At 65.1% G+C, this 13,645-nt stretch carries 15 protein-coding genes; 6 read left to right on the top strand and 9 right to left on the bottom strand.

All coding sequences use genetic code 11. From position 1 onward, the window contains the following. The first annotated feature begins 5 nt into the window (after nt 1-5). Entirely contained in the window at nt 6-992 is a 987-nt protein-coding gene (locus AT700_RS22060) for a LysR family transcriptional regulator (protein ID WP_003098443.1), read from the top strand. A 71-nt stretch (nt 993-1,063) separates the two neighbouring features. Further along, nucleotides 1,064-1,729 carry a helix-turn-helix transcriptional regulator gene (locus tag AT700_RS22055; protein ID WP_003085387.1) on the top strand — a complete coding sequence of 222 codons (666 nt, stop codon included), beginning with the start codon at nt 1,064-1,066 and terminating at the stop codon, nt 1,727-1,729. Here AT700_RS22055 and AT700_RS22050 read toward each other — a convergent pair. From AT700_RS22050 to AT700_RS22020, 7 genes are all read right to left on the bottom strand, one after another. Next, entirely contained in the window at nt 1,712-2,617 is a 906-nt protein-coding gene (locus tag AT700_RS22050) for a sterol desaturase family protein (protein WP_003085391.1), read from the bottom strand. The two genes, AT700_RS22055 and AT700_RS22050, sit on opposite strands and share 18 nt — an antisense overlap. 78 nt (nt 2,618-2,695) lie before the next feature. Then, complete coding sequence (locus AT700_RS22045; protein WP_003123056.1) at nt 2,696-4,012, bottom strand: MFS transporter; 1,317 nt, start codon at nt 4,010-4,012, stop codon at nt 2,696-2,698. A 70-nt stretch (nt 4,013-4,082) separates the two neighbouring features. Beyond that, nucleotides 4,083-5,477 (bottom strand): amidase, encoded by a 1,395-nt coding sequence (locus tag AT700_RS22040; protein WP_048521547.1) that lies wholly within the window; start codon nt 5,475-5,477, stop codon nt 4,083-4,085. A gap of 127 nt (nt 5,478-5,604) precedes the next feature. Continuing rightward, nucleotides 5,605-6,504 (bottom strand): alpha-1,6-rhamnosyltransferase, encoded by a 900-nt coding sequence (gene migA / locus AT700_RS22035; protein ID WP_003145769.1) that lies wholly within the window; start codon nt 6,502-6,504, stop codon nt 5,605-5,607. Between the two features lie 242 nt (nt 6,505-6,746). Next, the gene (catB, locus tag AT700_RS22030; protein ID WP_003110805.1) at nt 6,747-7,385 is read right to left on the bottom strand and encodes a type B chloramphenicol O-acetyltransferase; all 639 of its coding nucleotides are present in this window, start codon (nt 7,383-7,385) and stop codon (nt 6,747-6,749) included. Between the two features lie 92 nt (nt 7,386-7,477). Beyond that, nucleotides 7,478-8,257, bottom strand: coding sequence for a toxA transcriptional regulator ToxR (gene toxR / locus AT700_RS22025; RefSeq protein ID WP_003120800.1), 780 nt, complete (start codon nt 8,255-8,257; stop codon nt 7,478-7,480). Nucleotides 8,258-8,542: 285 nt separating this feature from the next. Continuing rightward, the gene (locus AT700_RS22020; protein ID WP_003145767.1) at nt 8,543-9,397 is read right to left on the bottom strand and encodes a LysR family transcriptional regulator; all 855 of its coding nucleotides are present in this window, start codon (nt 9,395-9,397) and stop codon (nt 8,543-8,545) included. A 115-nt stretch (nt 9,398-9,512) separates the two neighbouring features. On the opposite strand from AT700_RS22020, the gene AT700_RS22015 reads away from it, so the two are divergent. Both AT700_RS22015 and gloA read left to right on the top strand, forming a co-directional pair. Then, nucleotides 9,513-9,809, top strand: coding sequence for a putative quinol monooxygenase (locus AT700_RS22015; protein WP_029610465.1), 297 nt, complete (start codon nt 9,513-9,515; stop codon nt 9,807-9,809). A 44-nt stretch (nt 9,810-9,853) separates the two neighbouring features. Then, nucleotides 9,854-10,249: a lactoylglutathione lyase gene (gloA, locus tag AT700_RS22010; protein WP_003098430.1), complete on the top strand. Its 396-nt coding sequence runs from the start codon at nt 9,854-9,856 to the stop codon at nt 10,247-10,249. A gap of 43 nt (nt 10,250-10,292) precedes the next feature. On the opposite strand, the gene AT700_RS22005 is transcribed toward gloA, so the two are convergent. Beyond that, nucleotides 10,293-10,799 carry a GNAT family N-acetyltransferase gene (locus tag AT700_RS22005; protein WP_029610464.1) on the bottom strand — a complete coding sequence of 169 codons (507 nt, stop codon included), beginning with the start codon at nt 10,797-10,799 and terminating at the stop codon, nt 10,293-10,295. A 59-nt stretch (nt 10,800-10,858) separates the two neighbouring features. Next, nucleotides 10,859-11,116, bottom strand: a complete 258-nt coding sequence (locus tag AT700_RS22000; RefSeq protein ID WP_003085431.1) for a YjhX family toxin — start codon at nt 11,114-11,116, stop codon at nt 10,859-10,861. Between the two features lie 339 nt (nt 11,117-11,455). Here AT700_RS22000 and AT700_RS21995 point away from each other — a divergent pair, with 339 nt between their 5' ends. Next, nucleotides 11,456-11,749 (top strand): DUF2845 domain-containing protein, encoded by a 294-nt coding sequence (locus AT700_RS21995; RefSeq protein ID WP_003141121.1) that lies wholly within the window; start codon nt 11,456-11,458, stop codon nt 11,747-11,749. 231 nt (nt 11,750-11,980) lie between these two features. Continuing rightward, on the top strand, nt 11,981-12,457 hold the full coding sequence (locus AT700_RS21990) for a hypothetical protein (RefSeq protein WP_025324727.1): 477 nt from the start codon (nt 11,981-11,983) through the stop codon (nt 12,455-12,457). Nucleotides 12,458-13,645 lie beyond the last annotated feature (1,188 nt).

Raw genomic sequence — 13,645 nt, 5'->3', positions numbered from 1 at the left:
GAAGCATGGCCCTATCGGAGTCCGCCGGGCAGCGCCCGGCACTGCTCAGGCCCGCGCAGGGACGCGACGACCGTGCCTATTGGCACGAGCTGTTCGGTTCTCTGGAGGTGGTGCATTTCTTCCTGGTCACTGCCCGTTGCGGCTGTTTCATGCAGGCTGCGCGCAGCCTGGACGTCAAGCCGACACTGCTGCGCAAGACCCTGGCCCGGCTCGAGGAGCGCCTCGGCCTGCATCTGTTCGTGCATGAGGGCAACGCCCTCTCGCTGACCCGCGAGGGCCGCATCGTCCAGGCCGCCGGGCAGCGCCTGGTCGAGGACAGCCAGAGCCACGCCGATCTTCACCGGCAACAGCCGCTGGTGCGCCTGGCGGTGGCCGAAAGCGTCCTGCACGATGTGCTCAGTCGCGAGCTGTGGGGCTACCTGCGCAAGAACGCCAACCTGCGCGTAGCCCTCGCCGAGTTGCGCGAGGGCTGGCCGGAAAGCGCAGGGCCGGCGGAGATCGCCATCTGGATCGCCGATCCGGGGCAGCCGCATCCGGCGATGGAAGGCCACTTCGCCGCACCGGCGCGCATCGCCGAGCTGGAGTACCAGCCGCACATCGGCAAGCGCTATTCGCGCGAGCGCACGCGGCCGGCCAGCGAGGACGAGCTGGACGACTACCTGCTGGCGCAGCTCCACGGTCACGCCGCCAGCGCCGCCCTGGCGCCCTGGAACCGGCGGGTGGCGGCTCGCCAGTCGGGAGTGATCGAGGTACAGAGCCACGACCTGCTGCTACAGGCGATCCTCTGGGGCGCCTGCATCGGCCTGCTGCCGCATTACGCCGGACGCCTGGAGCGCAACCTGGCGGCGTTGCCGCAGGTCTTCGACGAGCCGATGCGGCGGGAAGTCTGGATGAGCGTGCAGCCGGAAGCGGAGAACCGCGTGGAGGTGCGTGCCTTGCTCGATCTGATCGAGCACGCCTTCGACGATCGGCGCGACTGGTTCGGACGCTGACCTTGCGGGCTTGACGGCGGTCGCCATAGCCGACACCGTTTCGCCACGGAACGGTTGACGGAATGTACGCGATGACGGAGCGGCATTGGCAGGGCGAGGTCTGGCTGGCGCGGGACCACGCGCTGTTCGCCGGGGTCAACGGCGATACCCGCGAGCACGCGCACTATGCCCACCAGTTGCTGCTGGCGGAGACGCCGCTGCGGGTGCGCGTCGCTGGCCAGGTACTGGAGGCCCGGCGCTTGCTGGTGCCCTCGCTGCAAGCCCATCGCGTCGACGCGTCGCAGCCGTTGCTGGCGCTGTACGCCGAGCCGCTGGCGTTCGACAGCGACGACCTGCGTCAGCTTCTCGAGGACGCTCCCGGCGAGCCCGAGGCGTTGCTGGGGCGGCTTGCGCGGCTGCCTCGTCGACGGCTCGACCGCCGCGTCGAAAAGGCCCTGGCGGCGCTCGACGAGCAACTCGCGGCGCGGGTCGAGGCGGAAAGACTGGCGCGCAGCGCCAGTCTTTCGCTGAGCCAACTGGAGCGGCTGTTCGCCGTCCAGGTCGGCCTGTCGGTGCGCCGCCTGGTGCTCTGGCGCCGCCTGTACCTGGCCTTCGCCCTGGCCTTGCAGGGGCGCAGCCTGACCGAGGCGGCCCATCACGCCGGCTTCGCCGACGCCGCGCACCTGTCGCGCAGCGTACGCAGCCTGCTCGGTATCCGCGCCGGCCTGTCGCTGCCGCACCTACGCCTGGCCGGCTGAACGCCCCAATCCTTCCGGCGGCTGTGGGACGTGCCTGCTGCGTGGCAGGTCGCGGAATGGCGCGAGCAACTGGCCGGCATAGTCGCGGGGATAGTCAGGCTGGTCGCCGATGCCCATGTCGGTGCTGTCCAGGCGGTAGTCGGGACGATGGAGGGCGGTGCCGAGCAGGCGGTCCCAGACGCTGAAGAACAGCGCGAAGTTGACGTCGCCGGCGCGCCCGTAGCGGATGTGGTGCAGGCGATGCAGCGGTGCCCAGGCGAACACATGGCGTAACCCGCCGATGCGCATGTCGACGTTGCTGTGTTGCAGCAGCAACTGGATGCCGATGGCGAAGGCGAGCAGCGCGGCGACCGTCTGCGGCACGCCGAGCAGCAACAGCGGCAGGGTGCCGCCGAGCGCTTCCAGGCCCAGGTGCAGGGGATGCTTCATCAGCCCGTTGAAACCGTACAGGCGCTGCACGCTATGGTGCACCGCGTGCAGCCGCCAAAGCAGCGCCGAACGGTGGCTGGCGTAGTGCACCAGGGTGATGCCGAGATCGGCCAGGACGATCGCCAGCAGCAGTTGCAGCCACAGCGGCCAGGCCTGCGGCCATACCGGCCAGAAGCCCAGGACTCCGGCCAGCAGTGGCAGGGCGAGGATGCCAAGTGCGTTCAGGCTTTCGTTGACCGACGCGTGCAGGACATCGCGCAGGCGGTCGGCGTGCGGCCGGTTCCAGCGTGGCTGGTAGGGCAGTCGTCGTTCGGCGAGAAAGGACAGGCCGAGCGCCCCGAGGAACAGGGCGACCAGCCAGGCGTGGGAAGCTTGGCGATAGCCGACCTGCCAGGTCGCCAGGCCGATGAAGCCGGACCAGAAGAGGGGCGCGTAGGCGTAGCGCAGGAAGAACTGCATGGTGGGACCTCCGGATGAATGAGGTCCCCAGCGTCGCTCGCGACAGGCCGGCGGCGCTTGAACGAACCGCGCAAGTTCTCAGTCGCGCAGCACCAGCGGCGCGCCTCCCATGTCCCCGCGACCCGGCCAGGTCTCGCGGGCCAGCCAGGCCCCACCCAGGCAGACCAGGTTGGCCAGCAGCAGGTAGCCCAGCGGCGACAGCGGATTGCCGGTGACGCCGATCAGCCAGGTCACCACGATCTGCGCGGTGCCGCCGAACGCGGCGACGCCGGTCGCATAGACCAGGGAAAAACCGGTGGAGCGCAGCGCCCGGGGGAAGCTTTCTACCAGCAGCACGATCAGCGCCGCGCCGCTCATGCCATGCAGGGCCGAGAGCAGGGCGAGGACGGCGAGGAAGACTGCCGGCTCGGGGTGACGGGTCATTGCCTGCAGTGCCGGGAACAGCACCGCGAGCAGCGCCAGGCGCGGCAGGATCAGCACGGCGCGGCGCCCGTAGCGGTCGCAGAGCACGCCGCCGAGCAACGCCGAGAGCGCCAGTGCGGCGCCGGCGACCAGCGTCGAGAGCATCGCGATGCCCGCCGGCAGGTGTAGCTCGGTAAGGGCGAAGGTGGTCATGTAGTTGAGGAAGTACTGGGTGATGGTGCTTCCGGAGAGGATCAGCAGGCCGAGCAGCAGGGCCCGCCGATGATTGCCGAACAATTCGCCGAGCAGGCTCCGGGTGCTGGCCTGGCGGCCGCGTCCGGCAAAGGTCTCGGCCAGGTTGAGGCGGATGTACAGGCCGATCGGCAGGACCAGCAGGCCGGCCGCGAAGGGAATCCGCCAGCCCCATTCCTGCAGTTGGCGCTCGTCGAGCCAGAGGGTGAGCAGGTAGCCCATCAGCCCGGCGGCGACCGCCGCGATGCCTTGCGCTACGACCTGCCAGCAGGCGTAGGTGCCGCGCTTGTGCGGCGGTGCCGCCTCGAGGATGTAGGTGGTCGCCGGTCCGGCCTCGCCGCCCCAGGCCAGGCCTTGCAGCAGGCGGGTCAGCACCAGCAGCAGCGGCGCGGCCGGGCCGATGCTGTCGTAGCCGGGGAGCACCGCGATGCCGCCGGTGCCCAGCGCCATCAGGAACAGGGTAAGGAGCATCGCCGGCTTGCGCCCGGCGCGGTCGGCGTAGGCGCCGATAAGGATCGCGCCGAGGGGGCGGATGACGAAGCCGACGCCGAACGCGGTGACCGACAGGAGCAGGCTGACGAAGGCGCTGTCGGAGGGGAAGAAAGTCCGTCCGATCATCACCGCGAAGGTGGCATAGACCCCGAAGTCGAAGAATTCCACGGCGTTGCCGAGGACCACGGCAAAGACGCTGCGGCGGCTGGCCGGATCGGCGGCCGCCGGGGGACGGGTGGGGGAGCGCATGGCGAAGGCCCTCTCGGAGTGACGACTGAAACACTCAGGCCTGGAGCCGAGCGACGAGCGGCCGCCGGCTTCAGTCAGCCGGCGGCCGGGGCCAGCCGTGGATCGGACCGCGCCAGCCTTCGTAGGTCTTGCCGATGCGCAACAGCCAGGTATCGGCGAAGCGCGGCGCGACCAGTTGCAGGCCGATCGGCATGCCGGCGGCCGTGAAGCCGCAGTTTATCGAGAGCGCGGGCTGTTCGCCCATATTCCACGGCACGGTGAAGACGATGTGCTCGAACGGCCGCTGCGGATCGTTCAGCGGCGAGGCCCAGTCGGCGGGGAAGGCCTCGACCTGGTTGGTCGGCGTCAGCAGCAGGTCGATCTCGCCGAACAGCCGGGCGGCGCGCCGGCGCATCTCGAAGGTCTGGTTGAAACCGCGCACCGCATCGACCCCGCTGACCCGTGCGCCGCCCTCGGCCCAGGCGTGGACATAGGGCAGCACCCTGGCCCGCCGCGTCTCGTCGAGGAGCAGCAGTTCGCTCCACAGGCGGGCGCGCCAGAAGTCGTTCAGGCCGTCGAGCAGGCTCCGGTCCATCAGCGGTTCGACGATCCTGAGCTGAGCGCCGTGCTCCTCGAACAGCCGCGCCGCGGCCTCGATCGCGGCGCGGATTTCCGCGTCGGGCTGCAGGCCGCAGCCGGGGTCGAGTTGCAGGCCGACCCTCAGGCCGCGCACCGACAGCGGCTCGGCGCTCCAGTCCAGCACTTCCGGCGGCAGGCTGGTGGCGTCGCGGGCGTCGGGCTGCGCGAGGTAGCGCATCAGCAGCAGGCAGTCGTCCATGCAGCGGGTCATCGGACCGGCGCAGCGACCGGTGTAGTAAGGGTCGATGGGGATCCGCCCGAGGCTTGGCTTGAAGCCCACCAGGCCGCACCAGCCCGCCGGCAGTCGCACCGAGCCGCCGATGTCGGTGCCCAGGTGCAGCGGTCCGTAGCCGGCGGCGGCCGCCGCTGCCGCGCCCGAACTGGAGCCGCCGGTATTGTTGGCCAGGTTCCAGGGATTGCGGGTGACTCCGTGGAAGCTGGAGAGGCCGGATGAAAGCATGCCGAAGTCTGGAACCGTAGTCTTGGCCAGGACGATCGCGCCGGCTTCGCGCAGCCGAGCGGCCGGCGGCGCGTCGCAGGGCGCGGGTTGCAGGGCGGTGGCGGCGCTGCCCAATGGGATAGGTTCGCCAGCGGTGGCGATCAGCTCCTTGATGGTTACCGGCAGCCCGTCCAGCGGGCCTTTGGGCTGTCCCTTGCGCCAGCGCTCGTTGGCCGCCGCGGCCTGTTCGCGAACCCGTTGCGGGTCGAAGCGATACAGCGCGTTGAGATGCGGTTCCCAGCGCTGGATGTGGGCCAGCAGATGCTCGTAGTACTCGCCAGGCGAGAGTTCCCGGCGGGCGAACAGTGCCAGCAGGCGGGTTCCCGGGAGGTCGTGCAGCGCGGTCATTCAAGCTCCCTCGAAGAACGGCCGCGGGCGTCAAGCGGCCGGCCTACCCGTTGTCGGGCGGCAATTCGAAACCAAGGTGTATCGGGGAGGTATAGCCCATGCACGACGAATCTTCGCGGTGACGGACTCAGCTCTCGTGATGGAGAAGGAAGCGCTTCAACCGGCGGAAGGTGGTACGGTTCCACTGCCGCAGCGGCAGCGAGCGGAGTAGTTGCCAGGCATGCCGCTTGTCCGCGACCACGGCGTATTTCAGGGCCTTGTTGACCAACTCCGTGCGGCCGCGCTCGTAGGCGGGATGCGACTGGTAGGGCGCGATGGTGCGCAGGTCGGCATCGAGCAGCACCTTGTAGCGCCGCGACAGGTTGTCGGGGTGGCGCCGGTAGCGGGTGACCAGCACCGGCAGCTTGTGGATCTGGTAGCCCTGGCTGGCGATGCGCAGGGTCATCTGGAAGTCCTGCACCTTGATCTCGGGATCGTAGAAGCCGGCTGCGCGCAGGGCCTCCATGCGGTACAGGGACACCGGGGCGCCGCAGACGTAGGCGTTGCCGAGCAAGTAGTCGAAGTCCAGCTGGCGGATGCGATTGCCGTTCTGCCGCTTGGTTTCCTGGCCTTCGCTGTCGATGTAGATCACCAGGGCGCCGACGCAGCCGACCTCCGGGTGCTGGTCGAGGTACGCGGCGCGCACGCTCAACGAGTGCGGCAGCATGATGTCGTCCAGGTCCGGCGTGGCTACGTAGTCGCCGCGGGCGTGTTGCAGACCGAAGTTCAGCGCTGCGCTGACGCCCTGGTTCTGCTGGCGGTAGAGCTGGAAACCGTGGACTTTCTGCAACTGCTCCAGCATGGCGTAGCTGTTGTCGGTGGAACCGTCGTCGACGATGATCACTTCGAAATTCGTGTAGTCCTGCTCGTAGATGCTGCGCAGGGCTTCTTCCAGGTACTTTTCCGCGTTGAAGCAGGGCGCTACGACGGATACCAGCGGGGTGTCCGTCGTGCCTGAGTGCTTGCTGGAAGTGGCTTCTTCAATCATGTGTCGTTCTTGTCACTCGTCTTGCCCGGTAGCCGTTCCAGGGGGCCGTCGGTCATGAAGTCCTGCGATCGGTGCGCGGCACGGGCTGGCGGAAATACAGCGTTTCGCTCCGCCGGTACGGTCGCTGGAGTAGCTCTGGCACGCATGCCTGGATGGCCAGGCATCGCGACAGTACACCGTTGGAAGCATAGAGGGTAGGCCATCGGGCCCGAGAAAAATCCTCGACCTCCTTCGTCCAACCGTCAGGCCGTGGCCTGGCGCTGTTTCCAGTGCCGGTACAAGGCGGGGATGTCCCCGGCGCACAGCAGCGGCATGGCTGCCTCGATATCGGCCAGTGGCCAGTCCCACCAGGCGATTTCCAGCAGGTTCTGGATATCGCCATCGGAAAAGCGCTTACGAATGGTCCGGGCCGGGTTACCGCCGACGATGGCATAGGGCTCGACATCGCCGGTCACCAGCGCGCGGCTGCCGATGATGGCTCCGTGGCCGACCCGTACGCCGGGCATGAACATCGCCTCGGTACCGATCCAGACGTCATGGCCGATCAGCGTGTCGCCCGCTGGCTGATAGCCGTTCACGGCGCCGGCGAAGGCAGGCTCTTCGTGCATGAAGTGGAAGGGGAAGGTCGACGCCCATTCGGCGCGGTGTCCCTGGTTGCCGGCCATGATGAAGGCGGCGCCACTGCCGATCGAGCAGAAACTGCCGATGACCAGCTTGTCCACGTCGTCGCGGTCCGGCATCAGGTAGCGGGCGCAGTCGTCGAAGGAATGCCCGTGATAGTAGCCGGAGTAGTAGCTGTAGCGCCCCACCCGTATGTTCGGGTTGCTGACCTGTTCCGAGAGCAGCTTGCCCCTGAAGGGGCTCTCGAAATAGTTGCCCATGACCGTCGTCCCTGTCCGTCGAAACCGCCAAGGGTAGCGCCTGGTGGGATAGCGGGCCAGCCTGGCGTGACGGCTGGCAGCCGCGTCGGCGTTCAGCAGGCCGGACTGCTGAACGGCCAGGCCTGGAAAGGCTCCGAATAGTGCCTGCCGTGACGGAAGGCGAAGGGGAGTGCGTTGGCTTGTTGGTGCAGTTCCTCATTGTCGACGTTGAGGCAAAGCATCTGGATGTCCTGTGCCACCAACAGCCGGTTCAGGTACTCGATGCTCTTGCGCTGGCGCAGGTTACGCGTCAGCGGGCCGGGGGCAAGCAGGCGCGCGTCCAGGCCCAGGTAATCGCAGAGGCCGGCGTCGACCTCGGCGAAGCACTGGCGAGCGTCGGTATCGATGCGTTGCGGGTGCAGCGCGATGCGCACGCCGCTGTCGCGTAGCCGGGCGAGGGACGCCAGGTACTCCGCCGAGGCGGGTTCCTGCTCGTCGATGGCCAGCAGCAGGCAGAGTTCGACCTGGTGCTGCTGCAATTGCCTGGCCGAGGCCAGGATCCGCTCGCAGACCCCGGCGTTGCCCAGGCTGCTGGCATGCAGGGGAATGAAGTTCTTGCCGAGCAGTTCGAGGTCGGTGTTGTGCCGGTGCACGCACAGGAGGCGCGCCAGCAGGTGCTTGACCGCCGCCTCAGCAAGCAGCGGCGGTGCGCCGGAAAGGAAGGCCGACAGGTCGACGCGCTGGCGCCGTTCGCGCAGGGAGAGCTTGCTGCCGACCAACGCGCCGTTCCTCGCATAGATGCCATGGGCGAAGAGCTCGAATCCGTCGTTCGCATCACGGTTGCCGAGGCAGAGCCATTTCAATGGCGGGGGCGTTCTGTCTGTCGCAGTCATAAGTGATGGCTCTATGGGCAAATCTCGCCAAGGCGCTCGGGCATGGAGCCCGCACGCAGGGTTGAGGGGTATCTAGCGGAGACGACCCTACCTCCCACGAATCAAGGTCTTTCGTCGGAAAACCCAGGGGGCAGGTAGGGGATCGGCTCGGCAATCGGCCGCCGAGGGTACTTCCGGTGTCGCCGCCAGGCCTGGTTGGTGGCGGCTTTTTCTCTGGTCTGTGCAGTGGTTCCGCTGTTACCGATTTTTCCGAGTGCGTTTGTGTTGCGGCATCGATCGTTGGCGTCAGTCGGCGCCGATGCTGTCGATGAAGCCCTGGATCAGCGGCGAGGCTTGCTGTTTGCGCCAGACGAAATGGATATCGCTGGAGTCCAGGCCGGCTACCGGTTCGGCATGGAAACCCCGTCGCGTGGAGGGCATGCGTGCAACGAAGCTCTCCGGCACGCAGGCGAAGCCGAGACCGGCCTCGATGCAGGCGAAGAGGCTTGGGTAGGACTCGATTTCCAGGGTTGCACGCGGCTGGATACCGCTTTCCGCCAGCCAGCGGTCGACCTGGCGGCGGTAGTGGCAAGTGTGGCCGAACACATAGAGTTCGAGGCTGGCGAGGTCCTCGGGAGTGGGCGCCGGCAGGTTGGCGGGAGTGACTCGCAACAGGCGCTCGCGGAAGGCCAGGCGGCTGGCCAGCAACGGGTGTTCGATGGGGCCGTCGGCAACGATCAGGTCCAGCTCTCCCTCCATCAGCAGACGCTCGAGCAGCAGCGAATGCTCGGGGCGGATGTGCAGTTCAACGCCCGGCGACTCGCGGCGGTAGCGGGCCAGGCGCTGGGGCAGGTGATTGGCCAGGGCCACGTCCAGTGCGCCGACCCGTAGCGCGCCGTGCGCCTGGTCGCCGGCGAACAGCGCAGCGGTCTCGTCGGCCAGCGCCAGCAGGCGCGTGGCGTGGCGGTACAGCAGGCGGCCCTCGGGGGTGACCAGCAGGCGATTCCTTTCGCGATTGAACAGGGCTACGCCGAGTTGTCCTTCGAGTTCGCGCAAGCGGGTAGTGATGTTCGACGGCACGCAATGCAACTGTTCGGCCGCGGCTGCGATGGTGCCGCGTTCGACCACCGCGCAGAAGAATCCGAGTTGGGAGAGTTTCACATAATTCTCTTTAAGTGAGTGCCTTGCTGATTATTGATTACTTTTAATGAGTGAAAGGCCACCCTAGCATGGACCTCGCGATCGCTTCCAACCCCATTTCACGAGGAAAGATTCCATGACCTACCACGTACTGGTTCAGTTCGACGTTCCCTCCGACAAGCGCGAAGCGTTCGCCGCGGCAGGTCTGTTCGATGCCAATGGCTCGTTGCAGAGCGAGCCGGGCACCCTGCGCTTCGAAGTGATCCGCGACGAGAACAACCGCAACCGCTTCTACCTCGACGAGGTGTACGAAGACGAGGCGGCGTTCCTCCAGCATTGCCGCAACGAAACCATCGCGCGCTTCTACGAACTGATCGACAGCTACGCCTTCGGTCCGCTTTTCCTGTTCAAGGGCTACCGCATCGAGGGTTGATCCCCGCTCCGGCGGCTCGCCGCCGGATTCCACGGAGAATTTCCATGCGAATCCTGCACAGCATGCTCCGCGTGGCCGATCTCGAGGCCGCGCTGGAGTTCTACACCCGCGCCCTGGACATGCGCCTGCTGCGGCGCCGGGACTATCCCGAAGGCCGCTTCACCCTGGCCTTCGTCGGCTACCAGGACGAGCGCGCGGCCGCTGCCCTGGAGTTGACCCACAACTGGGACCGGGACGGCTACACCCAGGGCGACGGCTACGGCCACCTGGCCATCGAGGTCGAGGATGCCGCCGTCACCTGCGCCCGGGCCAGGGCGCTGGGCTATCGGGTCACCCGCGAGGCCGGGCCGATGCAGCACGGACGCAGCGTGATCGCCTTCCTCGAAGACCCGGACGGCTACAAGGTGGAACTGATCCAGAAGGGTACCCAGTTCGATTGAGCCCGCGACTAGGGGGCGACATAGCGGCTGCTGTCGTTCCGGCTCAGTCGCTGGCGTCGAATGCGGCGTGGAAGGCCACTATTCCTCGCGCCATGCGCCCGCTGAAGGACTGTGCCTGGAAGTATTCGGCGGGAACGCCGGGCAACGCCAGGCCGCTTTCCACCCGAAAGCCGAAGCGCGAGTAGTAGGTCGGTTCGCCCAGTACCACGCAGCCACCCGCGGGCAGCAGTCGCAACTCGGTGAGCAGGCGCCGGACCAACTGCGAACCGAGACCCTGGCGCTGTCGCCCGGGCGCCACCGATAGCGGCGCGAGGCCGTACCAGCCGCCCGCTTCGCCATCGATGGTCACTGGTGAGGCTGCGATATGGCCGATCACCTGGCCATTCGCTTCGGCCACCAGCGAAAGCGTCAGCGCGCCAGCACGGCGGAGGGCATCGACGATGTACTGCTCGGTATGGCTGCTATGCGTTTCGTTGCGGAACGCGGCTTCGGTCAGGCGAGCGATGGCGTTGATGTCGCCGGGCGTTTCCGCACGGATGGAAATATTCATGCAAGCACTCCTCGGAACCCCCGCCTTGTCCCGGCGGGGGCAATGGAAAAGGAAGGGGGTCAGCGATTGTCCGCCTGCGGGCGCACGGCTTTCAGCCCGGCCATGGATATCCGGTAGGGCCTGCCCTGGCGGGAGTGGACCAGGCCCTTGTTCTTCAGCCTGGAGAACACCGCCAGGGTGCAGTCGAGTAGCAGGTGGCCGTCGCGGTTGTAGCACTCGACGCGGGTGATCTTGCCCGAAGCGTCGCGAAGGAAGGCGATATGGCCGCCCTGGGCCAAGGCGTGAAGCGTCCGTTGTTCCGGCTTGGAAACGTTCATGTCGGTAGAACCTGTAATCATCGGTGTGACAACGCGGCCGCACTGCGCGAAAAGGCGTGTGCGAGCCATGGCGAAGGCAGATAACCGGCGACACCTCGTGCGGGATGACGAAGTGGCGGTTATCGGATGATTACTATCTCCAACATACAAGCCTCGGATCGGGGAGGGCGCAGCCACGAAAGCGTGCTGCGATGCGGCAGTCTAACGAAGCTGGCGAAGCGACGGCAAGAAACTGCCTGCGTCGCTATGCCGCCGTGCGACGCTTGCGCCTTTGTGAGGGAGTTCGCCTCGCCCCGCGGCGGTCCGCGCTTTCATTATCGGGGGAAGCGGGAGGTATCCATGTTTCGCACGGCGCTGACGCTGTTCATGTCTTCGTTGGCAATTCCTGCCGTCGCCTCGATGAGATGCGGCACGCATCTGGTGGACGAGGGCGACAGCGTCGAGCAAGTCCTGGAAAGGTGCGGGCAACCGCTGAGCAGGATCGTCAACGAGCCTGCCCTGCGCAACAACGGCGTGCCCAAGTTGAATGCCGCACGCACCGAATTCTGGGTGTATGGCCCCAGTGGAGGCGTCTACCGACACTTGCGCTTCATCGATGGCAAGCTGGTCGAGATTCGGCTCGAGCGGAAGTGATACGAGGCTGTTGAGGAGTTATTCCTACAGATAATTACTAATTTGCTGCGGAACACCGTGAAAGAGCGCTGAGAGAGAAGACGAGCCGGGTGCGGGCCCAGATGGATGCGTCTTCCGTCGTGTAGGAATTGCCCGATATCGGGCGGCGGGGCGGAAGGTTGCGGGCCACCCTGATCGCATACCTGAAAAGTTGGCGGCGTAATCTCCGCGATTTTCAGGCGAGGACGCGTCGTGTTGAAGTTATTGGTCGTGGTTGCTTCCCTTTTCATCTGTGGAGGCATGGCCATGGGAGAGCCTGGGGGGGCGGATGGGTTTTCCGCTGTCGCAGCGGTCGATCCGGGAGCGAACCCCGAAGCGCAACTGGACGAGGAGCCTCAGGAGGTCAGCGAAGCGCCGGCCTATCGCGTGGATGACCTCACCTTCCTGTACCTCACCCATGAGGTCTATCTGGAACCCTACGTTTCCTGCCGTCCGAAAGTCCTGGGCGAACGTTCGTACGTCGCCTGCTGGAACGAAACCTATTCCGGCCGCTCCCCGCTGAATTTCTGGGAATACGACGGGGGCGACTTCCTCGCCCTCAACGACCCGGCACGTGTGTTGGCCGAGGGAAAGTTCGCCAGCGAGCAGCGCATCGGCGAAGCGCCCCTGCCGCTGCCCCTGGATATCGATCTGGACCAGTTGGAGCGGGCCTACTCGCTGATGATGTAAAGGAGAGGAACCTTCCGGCTGCGTCTCCGCCGAAATCCATGGGGCGCTTCCGATCTTTCCCGGGCTTTACGCGGTAAAGCCTGAAAACAGAAAGCCCCTGGCACTGGTTGGTGTCAGGGGCTTTTGCATTGGGATCTGGAGCGGGCGAAGGGAATCGAACTCTTTTCAGTAGCATGTCAATTCGTGTTAAACCCGCTCAATACGGGCTTTCCGCTTTCCTCACGTGCTCGATTCGTCGCTATTCGGCCCTATAAATTCGACATTTTTTCGACATTAGCCGCCAAAGCCGCGTTATGATTCTTGGCAAAATATTGTTTGCTAGTGCTGCGTCCGCTCTCGCTGCCCTGTCGATACTGACTACTTCGAATCGATCCGTGCTCGCGTGCGGAATGCTTAAGAATGAAGCAAAAGCTCGTCATCCTGCATGAGCTAGCAAATAGAGGCGTAGACAACGCCATTGCGTACTACCGAAGAACAGACGAGAAAGCGGCATTAAGCTTCATTGACGCCCTGGAACGAGCGTATAAGCAGATCCGCCGTCACCCCAACTCTGGCTCGGCACGCTACGCCTAAGAACTGGATCTGTCCGGCCTACGCTTCTGACCACTCCAGCGCCATCCCTACCTTGTGTCTAGGTCGAGCAAAACGCTCACATCGATGTTTGGCGCGTACTGCATGAAATGAAGGATCTTCCTAGGTGGCTGGCCACACTCAAGAAAGCTAGTTCACGTCATTGGTAATCTAATTACATGGTTGTTCTGAAAAGTCTGTATGTCCTCGCCCTGGCCAGCATCGTTGTGTTTTTACCTGATTCACTATTTGCCACCTGTCGTTTTGATAGCTCATTGTAAAGACAGTTTTTTCGGCAGACACGGAATCGTCCGGTAACTCTGAAACTTCAATAGTAACCACCGCTTTAGTAGGTGACTCCCCGCTATTTATATGCTGTATTGCGCTTAAATTATAAGCATCCTCTTGGAAAGACTCCCCCATGGAGTGTAAAGCCACCTGGAGCGGATAATTTCCTTTGATCATGTTATCCGTTTTTTTTGCACTTGTATTGTCACACCCGCTCATTAAAGAGGCCATAGTACAGGCTATCAGGGCAGGAGTGAATTTGTTATATGAAATCAATCGATTGCCTCGCATTTAATGGGTGTTTTATTTACGTAACAAAATTTCAGGGGT

This window comes from Pseudomonas aeruginosa (genome assembly GCF_001457615.1).
Lineage (GTDB): Bacteria > Pseudomonadota > Gammaproteobacteria > Pseudomonadales > Pseudomonadaceae > Pseudomonas > Pseudomonas aeruginosa.
The sequence above is the reverse complement of the archived record's forward strand: the minus strand, read 5'-3'. Positions and strand labels throughout refer to the sequence as shown.

Coding starts and splice junctions, on each gene's coding strand:
- AT700_RS22060 (WP_003098443.1), top strand. CDS start 6: ATGGCCCTATCGGAGTCCGCCGGGCAGCGCCCGGCACTGCTCAGGCCC.
- AT700_RS22055 (WP_003085387.1), top strand. CDS start 1,064: ATGACGGAGCGGCATTGGCAGGGCGAGGTCTGGCTGGCGCGGGACCAC.
- AT700_RS22050 (WP_003085391.1), bottom strand. CDS start 2,617: ATGCAGTTCTTCCTGCGCTACGCCTACGCGCCCCTCTTCTGGTCCGGC.
- AT700_RS22045 (WP_003123056.1), bottom strand. CDS start 4,012: ATGCGCTCCCCCACCCGTCCCCCGGCGGCCGCCGATCCGGCCAGCCGC.
- AT700_RS22040 (WP_048521547.1), bottom strand. CDS start 5,477: ATGACCGCGCTGCACGACCTCCCGGGAACCCGCCTGCTGGCACTGTTC.
- migA (WP_003145769.1), bottom strand. CDS start 6,504: ATGATTGAAGAAGCCACTTCCAGCAAGCACTCAGGCACGACGGACACC.
- catB (WP_003110805.1), bottom strand. CDS start 7,385: ATGGGCAACTATTTCGAGAGCCCCTTCAGGGGCAAGCTGCTCTCGGAA.
- toxR (WP_003120800.1), bottom strand. CDS start 8,257: ATGACTGCGACAGACAGAACGCCCCCGCCATTGAAATGGCTCTGCCTC.
- AT700_RS22015 (WP_029610465.1), top strand. CDS start 9,513: ATGACCTACCACGTACTGGTTCAGTTCGACGTTCCCTCCGACAAGCGC.
- gloA (WP_003098430.1), top strand. CDS start 9,854: ATGCGAATCCTGCACAGCATGCTCCGCGTGGCCGATCTCGAGGCCGCG.
- AT700_RS22005 (WP_029610464.1), bottom strand. CDS start 10,799: ATGAATATTTCCATCCGTGCGGAAACGCCCGGCGACATCAACGCCATC.
- AT700_RS22000 (WP_003085431.1), bottom strand. CDS start 11,116: ATGAACGTTTCCAAGCCGGAACAACGGACGCTTCACGCCTTGGCCCAG.
- AT700_RS21995 (WP_003141121.1), top strand. CDS start 11,456: ATGTTTCGCACGGCGCTGACGCTGTTCATGTCTTCGTTGGCAATTCCT.